This is a genomic window from Streptomyces sp. NPDC102451 (assembly GCF_044765485.1).
Lineage (GTDB): Bacteria > Actinomycetota > Actinomycetes > Streptomycetales > Streptomycetaceae > Streptomyces.
This window is the reverse complement of record NZ_JBIWKD010000001.1, coordinates 557,231-570,934: the sequence shown is the minus strand read 5'-3', so window position 1 is coordinate 570,934 and position 13,704 is coordinate 557,231. Positions and strand designations below refer to the sequence as shown.

The window sequence follows — 13,704 nt, the reverse complement described above, 5'->3', positions numbered from 1 at the left end:
CACGTGCATCCCGCTGTCACGGCTCGGCACCGGAACGGGCCCCGGGAGACCTGGCCCATCCGCGGTGTCCGTGACAGCTCGTAGACTCGCCCCGTGGACACGACCCTCCAGGACCCGCTTGTCGGGCAGCTGCTCGACGGCCGCTATCGCATCGACGCGCGCATCGCCGTCGGCGGTATGGCCACGGTCTACCGGGCCATGGACACCCGGCTCGACCGGGTGCTCGCCCTCAAGGTGATGCACCCGGCCCTGGCGACCGACGCGGCGTTCGTCGAACGCTTCATCCGCGAGGCCAAGTCCGTGGCCCGGCTCGCCCACCCCAATGTGGTGGCCGTCTTCGACCAGGGTGCCCAGGGCGCGTACGTGTACCTCGCGATGGAGTACGTCGCCGGGTGCACCCTGCGTGACGTCCTGCGCGAGCGCGGGGCGCTGCAGCCCCGGGCGGCGCTGGACATCCTGGAGCCGGTGCTGGCCGCCCTCGGCGCCGCGCACCGCGCGGGCTTCGTCCACCGCGACATGAAGCCGGAGAACGTCCTGATCGGGGACGACGGCCGGGTGAAGGTCGCCGACTTCGGTCTCGTACGCGCGGTGGGGACCGCCACGGACACCACGGGATCGCTGCTGGGCACGGTCTCGTACCTCGCCCCGGAGCAGATCGAGCAGGGCACGGCCGACACCCGGTCCGATGTGTACGCCTGCGGTGTGGTGCTCTACGAGATGCTGACCGGCGGCAAGCCGCACGGCGGGGACACCGCGGCCCAGGTCCTCTACCAGCACCTGAACGAGGACGTCCCGGCACCGTCCGGCGCCGTGCCGGGCCTGGCCGCCGGGCTGGACGAGCTGGTGGCCGCCGCGACGGCGCGCAACCCCGACGTCCGCCCGGAGGACGCGGTGGCCCTGCTCTCGCGGTCCCGCGGGATACGGGCGGGGCTCACCGAGGAGCAGCTCGACGCGGTGCCGCCGCAGGCCATCGCCCAGGAGCACGACGCCGCCGAGGACCGTACGAGCGTGATCCCCAGGGTGATCCCGCCCGGCCAGGGCACCGCGCACCACACCAGCCGGCTGGAGATGCCGCCGTCCCCGCCCCAGCGGCCCGGGCGCGGGCGACGCGGCCTCCTGTCCGGCCGGGGCCGGCGCGGGCCGCTCGCCGTGCTCGTCGCCGTCCTGCTGGTGCTGGGGGCCGGCGCGGGCGTCTGGTATATCAACTCGGGCCAGTTCACCCGGGTCCCCTCCCTCCTGGGCCAGACGCGGAGCGCGGCCGAGAAGCGGCTCGCGGACGAGGGTCTCGATCTGAAGGGCGTCGAATACGCCTACAGCGACACGGTGAAGCGCTCCACGGTGATCAGCAGCGATCCGGGCTCCGGTGAGCGGATCCGGGGCAACGACGCGGTGAAGCTGGTGATCTCGCGCGGCCCGGAGATCGTGAAGGTCCCCGACGTCGAGTCGCTCGCCCTCGCCGAGGCCCGGCGCGAGCTGAAGAGGACGGGGCTCGCGCCCGGCATGGTGACGCGGGAGTTCAGCGAGGAGATCGACCGGGGCAAGGTGATCCGTACGGATCCGCGGGCCGGCACCGAGCGCCACCCCGACTCGGCGGTCGCCCTGGTCGTCAGCAAGGGCAGCCCCGTCGACGTGCCCGACGTCACCGGGCTCTCCGTCGAGGACGCCAGGGCCGCTCTGGACGAGGCGGGTCTCAAGACGAAGGTGCTGACCGACCGGGTCAACTCCCGCGAGGCGGAGGGCGACATCGCCCGGCAGACGCCCGGAAGCGGTGCGGAGGCCGCCGAGGGCGACACCGTGGAGCTGACGGTCTCCAAGGGCCCGCGCATGCTCCCGGTCCCGGACGTCACGGGGACGGACGTCGACGAGGCCAGGAGCACACTGGAGGAGGCGGGATTCGAGGTCAAGGTCGACCGCCCGTTCCTCTCCTTCAGCGACACGGTCAAGAGCCAGTCGGTGGAGGGCGGCGAGAAGGCCGCCGAAGGCTCCACGATCACCATCAGGACCAAGGCCCTGTAGACAACCCTGTAGACAACCCGAAGGCCGGCAGCACATGCGTAACCCCATCGGCGGCCACGTTCCCGTGGCCGGCGGACTCGCCAAGATCGGCCTCGGCTACGCCCGTGAGCTGGCGGCGGAGACCGTGCAGGTCTTCGTCGCCAATCCGCGCGGCTGGGCGACACCGCCCGGGAACCCGGCGCAGGACGAGCTGTTCCGCACGGAGTGCGAGGCCGGGGCGATCCCCGCGTACGTCCATGCGCCGTACCTGATCAACTTCGGCTCGCACACCGAGGCCACGGTCGAGCGGTCGGTCCTTTCCCTGCGCCACTCGCTGCGCCGGGCGCGCGCGATAGGCGCCCTGGGTGTGGTGGTGCACACCGGCTCGGCGACCGGCGGACGCCCGCGTGAGGTGGCCCTGGCCCAGGTGCGTACGCACATGCTCCCGCTGCTGGACGAGCTGACCCACGACGACGATCCGTTCCTGCTGCTGGAGTCGACCGCCGGGCAGGGCTCCTCGCTCTGCTCGCGGACCTGGGACTTCGGCCCGTATTTCGAGGCCCTGGACTCCCACCCCAAGCTGGGGGTCTGCCTGGACACCTGCCACATCTACGCGGCGGGCCACGATCTGACCGGTCCCGCCGGCATGCGGCAGACCCTGGATCTGCTGGTGGACACGGTCGGCAAGGGCCGGCTGAAGCTGATCCACGCCAATGACTCCAAGGACGTGGTGGGCGCCCACAAGGACCGGCACGAGAACATCGGCTCGGGTCATATCGGGGCCGGGCCGTTCCGCGAGCTGTTCTCGCACCCGGCGACCGAGGGCGTGCCGCTGGTCATCGAGACGCCCGGCGGCAAGGAAGGCCATGCGGCGGACGTGGCGCGGCTGAAGGAGCTCAGGGGCTCCGCCACCGGGTGAGAGCCGGGGCTCAGAGCTCGGGGCCGTCCCCGGGCTCCTCCTGGTAGGAGTAGCGCTGCTCGCTCCACGGGTCGCCGATGTTGTGGTAGCCGCGCTCCTCCCAGAAACCGCGGCGGTCGGCCGACATGTATTCGATGCCCCGGACCCATTTGGGCCCCTTCCAGGCATACAGGTGCGGGACGACCAGGCGCAGCGGGAATCCGTGTTCGGCGGTGAGCAGTTCGCCGTCCTTATGGGTGGCGAACAGGGTCCGGTCCGATGCGAAGTCGGCGATCCGGAGGTTCGAGCTGAATCCGTATTCGGCCCAGACCATCACATGGGTGACATGGGGTGCGGGCGGCGCCAGTTCCACCACCTCGCGGGCCAGGATTCCGCCCCATTCAGCTCCGAGCATGCTGAATTTCGTCACGCAGTGGAGGTCCGCGACGACGGAGGAGAAGGGAAGTGCCGTGAATTCCTGGTGATTCCAGCAGTGCTTGTCGCCGTCGGCCGTGGCACCGAAGACCCGGAACTCCCAGCGGTCCGGTTTGAACTTGGGCACGGGCCCGTAATGGGTGACAGGCCAGCCGCGCTGCAGCCGCTGCCCCGGCGGAAGCCCGGACTGCTCTGCTGTGCCGCGTTCCCGGCTTTCCGGCTGACCCATGCCTCCATGGTGACAGACAGCCAGGGGTGGTCATGACCAGGGGAGAGTCGATTCGGGCAACTCATACTAAGCGTGCACTTACTGGACGACCGTTGAGTGCGATGCGAGGATGCGCGCAAACATGCCTGGTTCAACCGGTTGGAAGGAGCCTCTGCGATGCAGGGCGACCCCGAGGTCCTCGAGTTCCTCAACGAACAGCTGACCGCCGAATTGACTGCCATCAATCAGTACTTCCTGCACGCGAAGATGCAGGACAACTTCGGCTGGACGAAGCTCGCCAAGTACACCCGCGCGGAATCGTTCGACGAGATGAAGCACGCGGAGATCCTCACGGACCGGATCCTGTTCCTGGACGGGCTGCCCAACTATCAACGGCTCTTCCACGTGCGGGTCGGCCAGACGGTCACGGAGATGTTCCAGGCCGACCGCCAGGTGGAGGTGGAGGCGATCGACCGCCTCAGGCGGGGCATCGAGCTGATGCGCGGCAAGGGCGACATCACCTCGGCGAACATCTTCGAGTCGATCCTCGAGGACGAGGAGCACCACATCGACTATCTCGACACCCAGCTGGAGCTGGTGGAGAAGCTCGGTGAGCCGCTCTACATCGCCCAGGTGATCGAGCAGCCCGACAGCTGATCCGCCGACGGCTCCTGCGCGGCGGCACGGCCCCGGGCGGGATGCTCAGGCGGCGTCGGAGAGCCTGACCTCGGACGTGGTGCCGAGAGCGGCGGGCGCCCCGGCCGGGGCGCCCGCCGGCGCCGTACGTCCCTCGATGAGCTCGCGGCGCGGGCAGTCGCCACGGCCGAGCAGTGCCTGGATCCTGCGGACGCAGCCGCCGCAGTCGGTGCCGGCCTTGCAGGCGGAGGCGATCTGGCGGGGTGTGCACGCTCCGCCGTCCGCATGCTGCTTGACCTGGGCCTCCGTGATGCCGAAGCAGGAGCAGACGTACATGCGGTTCACCTCCCGACGGGTCGATCGCGGCGCCGTCCCGATTTTTCGGTGAGGCTAACCTAACCTTACCCGTGAGCCCCTGACCACAAAAGCCCGGATACGCCTGTGGGGCACGGATCACATCGATCCGTGCCCCACGTGCGTCACCAGGGAAGATCCCCTACTGGTCGCGGTACATCTCGGCGACCAGGAAGGCCAGGTCGAGGGACTGGCTGCGGTTGAGGCGCGGGTCGCAGGCCGTCTCGTAGCGCTGGTGCAGGTCGTCCACGAAGATCTCGTGGCCGCCGCCGACGCACTCGGTGACGTCGTCGCCCGTGAGCTCGACGTGGATGCCGCCGGGGTGCGTCCCGAGCTGCTTGTGCACCTCGAAGAAGCCCTTGACCTCGTCCAGGACGTCGTCGAAGCGGCGCGTCTTGTGGCCGGACGCGGCCTCGAAGGTGTTCCCGTGCATCGGGTCGGTCACCCACACCACCTGGGCACCCGACGCGGTGACCTTCTCGACCAGCTCGGGGAGCTTGTCGCGGACCTTGTCGGCGCCCATGCGGACGATGAAGGTCAGCCGGCCCGGCTCGCGCTCGGGGTCGAGGCGGTCGATGTAGCCGAGCGCCTCGTCGACGGTGGTCGTCGGGCCGAGCTTGATGCCGATCGGGTTGCGGATCTTCGACGCGAACTCGATGTGCGCGCCGTCCATCTGGCGGGTGCGCTCACCGACCCAGACCATGTGGCCCGAGGTGTCGTAGAGCTGGCCGGTGCGCGAGTCGGTGCGGGTCAGCGAGGACTCGTAGTCCAGCAGCAGTGCCTCGTGCGAGGCGTAGAACTCGACCGCCTTGAACTCGGCCGGGTCGGTGCCGCACGCCTTCATGAAGTTCAGCGCGTTGTCGATCTCGCGGGCCAGGGCCTCGTAACGCTGGCCGGACGGCGAGGACTTCACGAAGTCCTGGTTCCAGGCGTGCACCTGGCGCAGGTCGGCGTAACCACCGGTGGTGAAGGCGCGCACCAGGTTCAGCGTCGAAGCGGACGCGTGGTACATCTGCTTCAGCCGCTCGGGGTCCGGGACGCGGGACGCCTCGGTGAACTCGAACCCGTTGACGGAGTCGCCGCGGTAGGTCGGCAGCGTCACGCCGTCGCGGGTCTCGGTCGGCTTGGAGCGGGGCTTGGAGTACTGCCCGGCGATCCGGCCGATCTTGACGACCGGCACGGAGGCGGCGTAGGTCAGGACGGCGCTCATCTGGAGCAGCGTCTTCAGCTTGGCCCGGATGTGCTCGGCGGACACGGCGTCGAAGGCCTCGGCGCAGTCGCCGCCCTGCAGCAGGAACGCCTCGCCCTTGGCGACGGCTCCCAGGCGGGCGCGCAGCTGGTCGCACTCGCCCGCGAAGACGAGCGGAGGATACGACTCGAGGTCCGCGAGTACGTCGCGCAGAGCCTCGGCATCGGGGTACTCGGGCTGCTGCGCCGCGGGAAGGTCTCGCCAGGTGTGGCCACCGGCGACGGAGGTATTGGCGTTCACGGTCACCTTGACAACATTACGGGGTCGGCGAGTGCGTCCCATCCGCCCGCTCAACAAATGAGACGCGCGCTCGTTTGTCCACCGCTTCCGCTAAGGTACGTGGCATGTTCGCGCAGACGACCCAGAACTGGTGGTGGACCGCTCATCCGGCGGCCCGCTGATTCATCGCGCGTACAGACTTCGCGAAGGCCGCCCGAGGGGCGGCCTTCTCTGCGTTCAGGAGCCGGGAGCCGTTCCTCCATCAGGAAGGAACACCCATGCCCGAGCCCACGTCCGACGGTGCCGGGAGCACGGCCGATGTGCTGTCCATGCTGCTCCGTGACGACGCCCCGCCCTTCGCCCTGCTGCGCAGGCGCACGCCCGGCCGGGACCACGACACCGTCGAGGTCCTGACCGGCGAGGTGCGGGAGGTGGACCGGCTCGCCGGCATCCCGGTGGGCGAGCTGCCCTCGCTGGCCCTGGTGCCCTTCCGGCAGATCGCGGAGCGCGGTTTCGACGTACGGGACGACGGGACCCCTCTCGCCGTGCTGGTCGCCGAGCGGGCGTACGAGCTGCCGCTGGCCGAGGTGCTCGCGGAGCTGCCCGGCCATGACGTGCGCGTCGAGGACGGTTCCTTCGACGTCCCGGACGAGGAGTACGCGGACATCGTCCGGCAGGTCATCGACAACGAGATCGGGCAGGGCGAGGGCGCGAACTTCGTGATCCGCCGGACCTTCGGCGGCGAGATCCCCGGTTTCGGCAGGGCCGACGCGCTGGCGCTGTTCCGGCGGCTGCTGGCGGGCGAGCGCGGGGCGTACTGGACGTTCGTCGTCCACACAGGTGGCAGCGAGCCCGAAGGGCTCTCGACTTCGGGGCGGCGGCGGGTGACGGGTGGGCGGACGCTGGTCGGCGCCAGCCCCGAGGTCCATGTGCGGATGTCCGGCGGGACCGTCGTGATGAACCCCATCAGCGGGACCTACCGCTACCCGTCCGAGGGGCCGACCGCCGAGGGTCTGCTGGCCTTCCTCGGCGACCGCAAGGAGACCGAGGAGCTCTCCATGGTGGTCGACGAGGAGCTCAAGATGATGTGCACGGTCGGCGACATGGGCGGTGTGGTGATCGGCCCCCGGCTCAAGGAGATGGCCCATCTCGCGCACACGGAGTACGAGTTGCGCGGGCGTTCCTCGCTGGACGTGCGCGAGGTCCTGAAGGAGACCATGTTCGCGGCGACGGTCACCGGCTCCCCGGTGCAGAACGCCTGCCGGGTGATCGAGCGGTACGAGCCCGGGGGCCGCGGCTACTACGCGGGCGCCCTGGCGCTGGTGAGCCGCGAGCCGGGCGGGGCGCAGACGCTGGACTCGCCGATCCTGATCCGCACCGCGGACATCTCGGCGTCGGGCCGGCTGCGGGTGCCGGTGGGCGCCACGCTCGTACGCCACTCCGATCCCGCGGGGGAGGTCGCCGAGACCCATGCGAAGGCGGCCGGGGTGCTCGCGGCGCTGGGGGTGAGGCCGGGCAGGCCCGAGTCGGAGGCGGACCGCCCGCGGCTGGCCTCCGATCCGCGGGTGCAGGCCGCCCTGGACGACCGGCGCGGCGGTCTGGCCCCCTTCTGGCTGCGGATGCAGGAGCGCACACGGGACCTTTCCGGCCATGCGCTGGTGGTGGACGGCGAGGACACCTTCACGGCGATGCTGGCGCACCTGCTGCGCTCCTCGGGCCTCACGGTGTCGGTGCGCCGGTACGACGAGCCCGGGCTGCGCGAGGCCGTGCGGGCGCACGAGGGTCCGGTGGTGCTGGGGCCCGGGCCCGGCGACCCGCGGGACGCGGCCGATCCGAAGATGCGGCTGCTGAGGGCGCTGGCGGCCGAGCTGGTCGCGGAACACCGCCACGGGCTGCTCGGTGTCTGCCTCGGCCATGAGCTGATCGCGGCGGAGCTGGGCCTGGAGATCGCGCGGAAGGCCGTGCCGTACCAGGGGGCGCAGACGCGGATCGATCTGTTCGGCAGGCCCGAGACCGTCGGCTTCTACAACAGCTTCACCGCGCTCTGTGACGACGCGGCGGCCCTGGAGCTGGGCGCGCACGGCATCGAGGCGAGCAGGGACACGGCCTCCGGTGAGCTGCACGCGCTGCGGGGCCGGGGCTTCGCCTCGGTGCAGTTCCACCCGGAGTCGGTGCTCACGCTGCGTGGCGCCGCGATCGTGACCGGTCTGCTGGCCGCGCTGCCGGTGGCCGGCTGAAGGACCTCGCAGCCGGGCGCCGGCTAACGCGCGGGCAGCGCGGGGACCAGGACGTTGTCGCTGCGGCGGCCCGCCAGGTAGTCGGTGACGTTCCGCACCGTGGCGTCGATGATCTGCCCCACGGCATCCCGTGTGTAGTACGCCTGGTGCGAGGTCACGATGACGTTCGGGAAGGTGACGAGCCGTGCGAGGGTGTCGTCGTCGATGCCCTCCACGGACTTGTCGACGTAGAAGAGCCCCGCCTCCGCCTCGTAGACGTCGAGTCCGACGCCGGTGAAGCGGCCGGTCCGCAGCTCGGTGACGAGCGCGCGGGTGTCGATGAGGCCGCCCCGGCTGGAGTTGACCAGGATCGCGTCGTCCTTCATCAGGGACAGGGCCTCCTCGCCGACGATGTGCTCCGTGGCGGGCAGCAGCGGCACATGGAGGCTGATCAGGTCGGCCTCGGCGAAGAGCCGCTCCTTGTCCACGTACGTCATGCCGAGCTCGGTGCAGGCGGGGTTCTCGGCGATGTCCCAGCCCAGCAGCTCCATGCCGAAGCCGTGGGCGATGCGGGTGAACGCCTCTCCGATCTTGCCCGTGCCGACCACACCGGCCGTGCGGCCGTGCATGTCCCGGCCGAGGAGCCCGTCCAGCCGGAAGTCGAAGTCCCGGGTGCGGCTCACCGCGCGGACGATACGGCGGTTGACGGCCATGGCCAGGGTCCAGGCGAACTCGGCGACCGAGTACGGCGAGTAGTACGAGACCCGGGCGACGCGCAGGGCGAGCCGTTCGGCGACGTCGAGGTCGATGTTGTTGAAGCCGGTGGAACGCTGGGCGATCATCTGCGTGCCGCCCGCCGCGAGGGTCTGCAGGACGCGGCTGCCGAGGTCGGCGTTGACGCTGGTGGAGATGATCTCGTAGCCCGCGGCGATCGGGGCGGTGTCCTCGGTGAGGAAGACGTCCAGACAGCGGACGTCGTGCAGGCCGGCGAAGGCCTTCTCGATCAGTGGCTTCTCGTCGGACTGCACGCCGAATGCCAGGATTTCCACGACGTCTCCCGGGTGAGGGGGTGGGGCCGGTCCTCGCGAATATACGGCCCGCACCCCCGGGGCGCCGCTCGGCCGTCAGACGTCGTCGAGGCCGGCCTCGATGGCGTAGCGCACGAGCTCCACACGGTTGTGCAGCTGGAGCTTGCCCAGGGTGTTCTGGACGTGGTTCTGCACGGTGCGGTGGGAGATGACCAGGCGCTCGGCGATCTGCTTGTACGAGAGCCCCTTGGCGACCAGCCGCAGGACCTCCGTCTCACGGTCGGTCAGCTGCGGGACCGCCCGCTGGTCGGGGGCGGCGGGGGCCGGGTCGGAGGCGAGCCGGCGGTACTCCCCCAGGACCAGTCCGGCGAGGCCCGGTGTGAAGACCGGGTCGCCCGCGGCGGTGGCGCGCACGGCGTCGGTCAGCTCCTGGGTGCTGGCCGACTTCAGGAGGTAGCCGGTGGCGCCCGACTTCACGGCCTCCAGGACGTCGGCGTGCTCGCCGCTGGCGGAGAGCACCAGGACGCGCAGCCCGGGGTGCGATCCGACGAGCTCCTTGCAGACCTGGACGCCGGGCATCCCCGGCAGGTTCAGGTCGAGCACCAGGACGTCGGGCACGGCGGCCCTGGCCCGGCGTACGGCGCCCGGGCCGTCGCCTGCGGTCGCCACCACGTCGAACCCGGACTCGGCCAGGTCGCGGGCGACGGCGTCGCGCCACATCGGGTGGTCGTCGACGACCATCACCTTGATGGCGCGCTCCTGGGACGTCTGTGCCTGCGGTGTACTCGGTGTGCTCATCGGGTCGTTCCTGCCTTCCCCCGTGAAACCTTCGGGACCTTCAGTTCGACCTCGGTGCCCTGGCCCGGGACCGAGATCAGTTCTGCTGTGCCGCCCAGATCGCGCAGCCGCCCGCGGATCGAGAGCGCGACACCGAGCCGGCCCTCCCCCTCCGCCTGGCCGAGCCTGCCCTCCGGGATGCCCGGGCCGTCGTCCCGGACCGTGACGATCACCTCGGCCGGCTCGTCCTCGACCAGGATCCACGCCTGGGCGTCCGGGCCCGCGTGGGCCCGTACGTTGTCCAGCGCGGCGCTCACCGCGGCGGCGAGCTCGCGCGCCGCGCCGGCCGCGAGCACCACCGGGGCGCCGGGCTCGGCGAAGGTGACCCGGGAGCCTGCGTGCGGGGCGAGCAGCGCGCGCAGGTCGGCCTCGGCACTCTCCGGCTCGTCCGAGCCGTCGGTCACCACCTCGCGGACCACCGCGCCCTCGGCGCTGTCCTCGGAGACCCGGGTCGTGGGGACCAGGCCGCTGGAGACCAGGGTCCGCAGGGCGACCTCCTGCTCCCCGGCCATCCGGCCGAGCTCCGCGGCCTCACCGCCCAGGGCCGTGCCGCGCCGCTGGACCATGGCCAGGACCTGGAGGACGCTGTCGTGGATGTCGCGGGCCAGCCGCTCCCGCTCCCGGGTGGCCGCCTCGATCTCCAGCGCCCGTGCCAGGGTGCGCTCACTGGCGCGGGCCACCTCGACGACGTAACCGATGGCGATGGAGGCGACCCAGACCAGCACCACGTTGTGGAAGGTGTCCTCGCTGGGCTCGCCGCGCTCGACGATGTTGGCGACGGCGACGAGGGTGGAGGCGAAGGCCGCCCAGCGCCAGCCGCCCTTCAGCGCGAAGGCGAGGACGGAACCCGCGGTCCAGATCGACGGCAGCGTCGGGCCGTCCATGTGCTGGGCGTCGAAGTCGGCGAGCGGGGTCAGGAGGATCCCGCCCATGGCGACGGTGAGGTCCAGGCCGAGGAAGCGCTTGGTGCAGCGGGCCGCGTTGGCCACCCTGGGCAGGGTGGCGAAGGTCCAGACGGCGAGGACCGCCAGGAAGGCCACGGCCACCCAGGGCCGCTCGTACTTCGCGTGGCCGAAGCCCGCGAGCAGCGCCGCGTAGACCAGTGTCAGCACGCGGTACGCGGTCAGCGCACGCCACAGCGGCTGCTCGACCGACATCCGTACGACCCGTTCACGCCCGGCCATGTGCTCTCCCCCGGTTCCCGCCCCTGTCCTGCTGCCCGCTCCGGGCCGGCCGCGCTCCTACGCGCCGGACCGTTCCGTTCCCTTGTCCTTCGCCTCCTCGGCGATCTGCCGCTTGGCCGCGGTGGCGTAGATGTCCACGTACTCCTGGCCCGAGAGCTTCATGATCTCGTACATGACCTCGTCGGTCACCGAGCGCAGGATGAAACGGTCGCCGTCCATGCCCTGGTAGCGGCTGAAGTCCAGCGGCTCGCCGATCCTGATCCCGGGGCGCATCAGCCTGGGCACCACCTGGCCGGGCGGCTGGATCTTCTCCGTGTCGATCATCGCCACGGGGATGACCGGCGCACCGGTGGCGAGCGCCACCCGGGCGAGGCCGCCGGGCTTGCCCCGGTAGAGCCGTCCGTCGGGCGAGCGGGTGCCCTCCGGGTAGATGCCGAAGAGCCCGCCGCTCTCGATGACCTGGATGCCCGCCCTGATGGCCGCCTCGCCGGCGCCGCGGCCGCCGGAGCGGTCCACCGGGAGCTGTCCCACGCCCTTGAAGAAGGCGGCGGTGAGCTTGCCCTTCACCCCGGGGGCGGTGAAGTACTCCGCCTTGGCGATGAAGGTGACCTTGCGGTCGAGGACGGCCGGCAGGAAGAAGGAGTCGGAGAAGGACAGATGGTTGCTCGCGAGGATCGCCGGCCCGTGTGCGGGGATGTTCTCCAGGCCCTCCACCCACGGCCTGAAGGCGAGCTTCAGGGACCCGCCGATGGAGAACTTCATTGCGCCGTAGATCAACTCTGGTGCCTCCTGTGTGCCGTCGATGAGACCTTAACCCGTGGGGCCGCGGCCTCCCCCGTCCGCTCGGGGCGGTATGCCTCACGGCTGCCCCCGCCGGTGACGGCTGCTCGGGCGGTGACGGCCCTGGTCGGTGTCGGTCCGGTCGCGTACGGTGAAGTAATCCTTTTGCACACCCCCCGCACCCCAGCCCGCTTCATGAACAGGAGACCCCGGTGCCGGTCCTCCCTGGAGCCGAGCCGTTCCGCCACGAGGGCGGAGAGGTCGGCGTCCTCCTCTGTCACGGATTCACGGGTTCGCCGCAGTCCCTGCGCCCCTGGGCCGACCACCTGGCGGAGCGTGGACTGACCGTGTCCCTCCCGCTGCTGCCGGGGCACGGCACGCGCTGGGAGGACATGGCGGTCACGGGCTGGCAGGACTGGTACGCGGAGGTGGACCGGGAGCTGCGGGCACTGCGGGCGCGGTGCGAGGTGGTCTTCGTGTTCGGCCTCTCCATGGGCGGCGCCCTGGCGCTGCGCCTCGCCGCGAAGCACGGGGACGCAATCGCGGGCCTGGTGCTGGTGAATCCGGCGAACAAGGTGCACGGCCTCTCGGCGTACGCCCTGCCGGTGGCCCGTCATGTGGTGCGGACGACGAAGGGGCTGACCAGCGACATCGCCCTGGCGGGCGCGGAGGAGGTCGGCTACGACCGGGTGCCGCTGCACGCCGCGCACTCCGTGCGGGCGTTCTTCCGGCTGGTCGACGCCGACCTGCCCCAGGTCACCCAGCCGATCGTGCTGCTGCACAGCCCGCAGGACCATGTCGTGCCGCCGGCGGACTCGGCGCGGATCCTCAGCCGGGTCTCGTCCAGGGACGTCGAGGAGATCCTCCTGGAACAGAGCTACCACGTGGCGACGTTGGACCACGATGCGGAGCGGATCTTCGACGAGAGCTACCGGTTCATCGACCGCCTCGCAACCGACGCTGGCAAGAAGGGGAGCACGTCCGGTGGCTGAGCACGACGCGGAGCGCGCGGGCAGTGACGAGGAGCGCGAACCGCGCCCCACGGAAGGAACGGCGGTCCCCGAGGGTTCGGAGGGGGCCTCGCTCGACGAGGCCGCGGCCTGGGAGGCGATCGTCGCGGGGTACGGCGAGGAGCCGCCGGACCCGCCGGGCGCCAAGCCGTTCAAGTCGATCGAGGACCTGGCCCTGCTGGAGGACGACCAGCTCAACGTCCTGGGCCCCTCGCCGGAGTCCGGCGCGGGCGACGACCCGGACAAGGGCGTGGGCGGGAAGACGCCGGGCGGGCCGCCGGAGAAGAAGCCGCTCGGCGGTTCCGTCGTCTTCGCGCCCGGGGTCGCGGGCCCGCGCGACTACGGCCTGGAGGAGCCCGGGGACGGCGACATCGACGATCCGGACGACAGCGAGGAGGGGCACTTCGTCCCGCCGGAGCCGCCGCCGCTTCCCGAGGCCGATGTGACGGCCAAGTTCGCCTGGCTCGCCGTGGTCGGCGGTCCGGTGCTGATGCTGCTCGCCGTGCTGATGCAGTGGGAGATGACGTGGTGGCTCACCACGCTCTCCATCGGCGGTTTCCTGGGCGGGTTCGCCACCCTGGTGGCGCGTATGCCCCCCGACGACGACGAGGACGACGACCCGGGGCGCGGCGCGGTCGTCTGACCCGCCGCGAAA

Annotated in this window: 14 protein-coding genes; 7 read left to right on the top strand and 7 right to left on the bottom strand. The window is 71.1% G+C overall.

Annotated features, from left to right (window positions below):
* Positions 1-93: 93 nt before the first annotated feature.
* Together pknB and ACIRD8_RS02725 are read left to right on the top strand one after the other, a co-directional pair.
* Positions 94-2,016: a Stk1 family PASTA domain-containing Ser/Thr kinase gene (gene pknB / locus ACIRD8_RS02730; RefSeq protein WP_403985236.1), complete on the top strand. Its 1,923-nt coding sequence runs from the start codon at positions 94-96 to the stop codon at positions 2,014-2,016.
* Positions 2,017-2,050: 34 nt separating this feature from the next.
* Positions 2,051-2,914, top strand: coding sequence for a deoxyribonuclease IV (locus tag ACIRD8_RS02725; RefSeq protein WP_403985234.1), 864 nt, complete (start codon positions 2,051-2,053; stop codon positions 2,912-2,914).
* A 10-nt stretch (positions 2,915-2,924) separates the two neighbouring features.
* On the opposite strand, the gene ACIRD8_RS02720 is transcribed toward ACIRD8_RS02725, so the two are convergent.
* On the bottom strand, positions 2,925-3,557 hold the full coding sequence (locus ACIRD8_RS02720) for a sulfite oxidase-like oxidoreductase (protein ID WP_365929133.1): 633 nt from the start codon (positions 3,555-3,557) through the stop codon (positions 2,925-2,927).
* Between the two features lie 156 nt (positions 3,558-3,713).
* Between ACIRD8_RS02720 and bfr the strand changes: the two genes are divergently transcribed.
* Entirely contained in the window at positions 3,714-4,193 is a 480-nt protein-coding gene (bfr, locus tag ACIRD8_RS02715; protein ID WP_403985232.1) for a bacterioferritin, read from the top strand.
* A 45-nt stretch (positions 4,194-4,238) separates the two neighbouring features.
* On the opposite strand, the gene ACIRD8_RS02710 is transcribed toward bfr, so the two are convergent.
* Together ACIRD8_RS02710 and ACIRD8_RS02705 are read right to left on the bottom strand one after the other, a co-directional pair.
* Complete coding sequence (locus tag ACIRD8_RS02710) at positions 4,239-4,508, bottom strand: bacterioferritin-associated ferredoxin (protein ID WP_403985230.1); 270 nt, start codon at positions 4,506-4,508, stop codon at positions 4,239-4,241.
* 160 nt (positions 4,509-4,668) lie between these two features.
* Positions 4,669-6,015 (bottom strand): class II 3-deoxy-7-phosphoheptulonate synthase, encoded by a 1,347-nt coding sequence (locus tag ACIRD8_RS02705; RefSeq protein WP_403985228.1) that lies wholly within the window; start codon positions 6,013-6,015, stop codon positions 4,669-4,671.
* Between the two features lie 104 nt (positions 6,016-6,119).
* Here ACIRD8_RS02705 and ACIRD8_RS02700 point away from each other — a divergent pair, with 104 nt between their 5' ends.
* Together ACIRD8_RS02700 and ACIRD8_RS02695 are read left to right on the top strand one after the other, a co-directional pair.
* A complete protein-coding gene (locus ACIRD8_RS02700; RefSeq protein ID WP_124277238.1) occupies positions 6,120-6,176 on the top strand; it encodes a trp operon leader peptide in 57 nt (18 codons plus the stop codon).
* A 96-nt stretch (positions 6,177-6,272) separates the two neighbouring features.
* Complete coding sequence (locus ACIRD8_RS02695; protein ID WP_403985226.1) at positions 6,273-8,231, top strand: anthranilate synthase family protein; 1,959 nt, start codon at positions 6,273-6,275, stop codon at positions 8,229-8,231.
* A 23-nt stretch (positions 8,232-8,254) separates the two neighbouring features.
* On the opposite strand, the gene ACIRD8_RS02690 is transcribed toward ACIRD8_RS02695, so the two are convergent.
* The 4 genes from ACIRD8_RS02690 to ACIRD8_RS02675 all read right to left on the bottom strand — a co-directional run bounded on the left by ACIRD8_RS02690 (position 8,255) and on the right by ACIRD8_RS02675 (position 12,036).
* A complete protein-coding gene (locus ACIRD8_RS02690; protein WP_403985224.1) occupies positions 8,255-9,259 on the bottom strand; it encodes a 2-hydroxyacid dehydrogenase in 1,005 nt (334 codons plus the stop codon).
* Positions 9,260-9,334: 75 nt separating this feature from the next.
* Positions 9,335-10,036, bottom strand: coding sequence for a response regulator (locus tag ACIRD8_RS02685; RefSeq protein WP_403985222.1), 702 nt, complete (start codon positions 10,034-10,036; stop codon positions 9,335-9,337).
* Complete coding sequence (macS, locus tag ACIRD8_RS02680; protein WP_403985220.1) at positions 10,033-11,259, bottom strand: MacS family sensor histidine kinase; 1,227 nt, start codon at positions 11,257-11,259, stop codon at positions 10,033-10,035. The genes ACIRD8_RS02685 and macS overlap by 4 nt, the downstream gene beginning before the upstream one ends.
* A gap of 57 nt (positions 11,260-11,316) precedes the next feature.
* Positions 11,317-12,036, bottom strand: coding sequence for a lysophospholipid acyltransferase family protein (locus ACIRD8_RS02675; RefSeq protein ID WP_403985218.1), 720 nt, complete (start codon positions 12,034-12,036; stop codon positions 11,317-11,319).
* Positions 12,037-12,251: 215 nt separating this feature from the next.
* Here ACIRD8_RS02675 and ACIRD8_RS02670 point away from each other — a divergent pair, with 215 nt between their 5' ends.
* Positions 12,252-13,031 carry an alpha/beta hydrolase gene (locus ACIRD8_RS02670; protein WP_403985217.1) on the top strand — a complete coding sequence of 260 codons (780 nt, stop codon included), beginning with the start codon at positions 12,252-12,254 and terminating at the stop codon, positions 13,029-13,031.
* The gene (locus ACIRD8_RS02665; protein ID WP_403985215.1) at positions 13,024-13,692 is read left to right on the top strand and encodes a hypothetical protein; all 669 of its coding nucleotides are present in this window, start codon (positions 13,024-13,026) and stop codon (positions 13,690-13,692) included. The genes ACIRD8_RS02670 and ACIRD8_RS02665 overlap by 8 nt, the downstream gene beginning before the upstream one ends.
* The last annotated feature ends 12 nt before the right edge of the window (positions 13,693-13,704 follow it).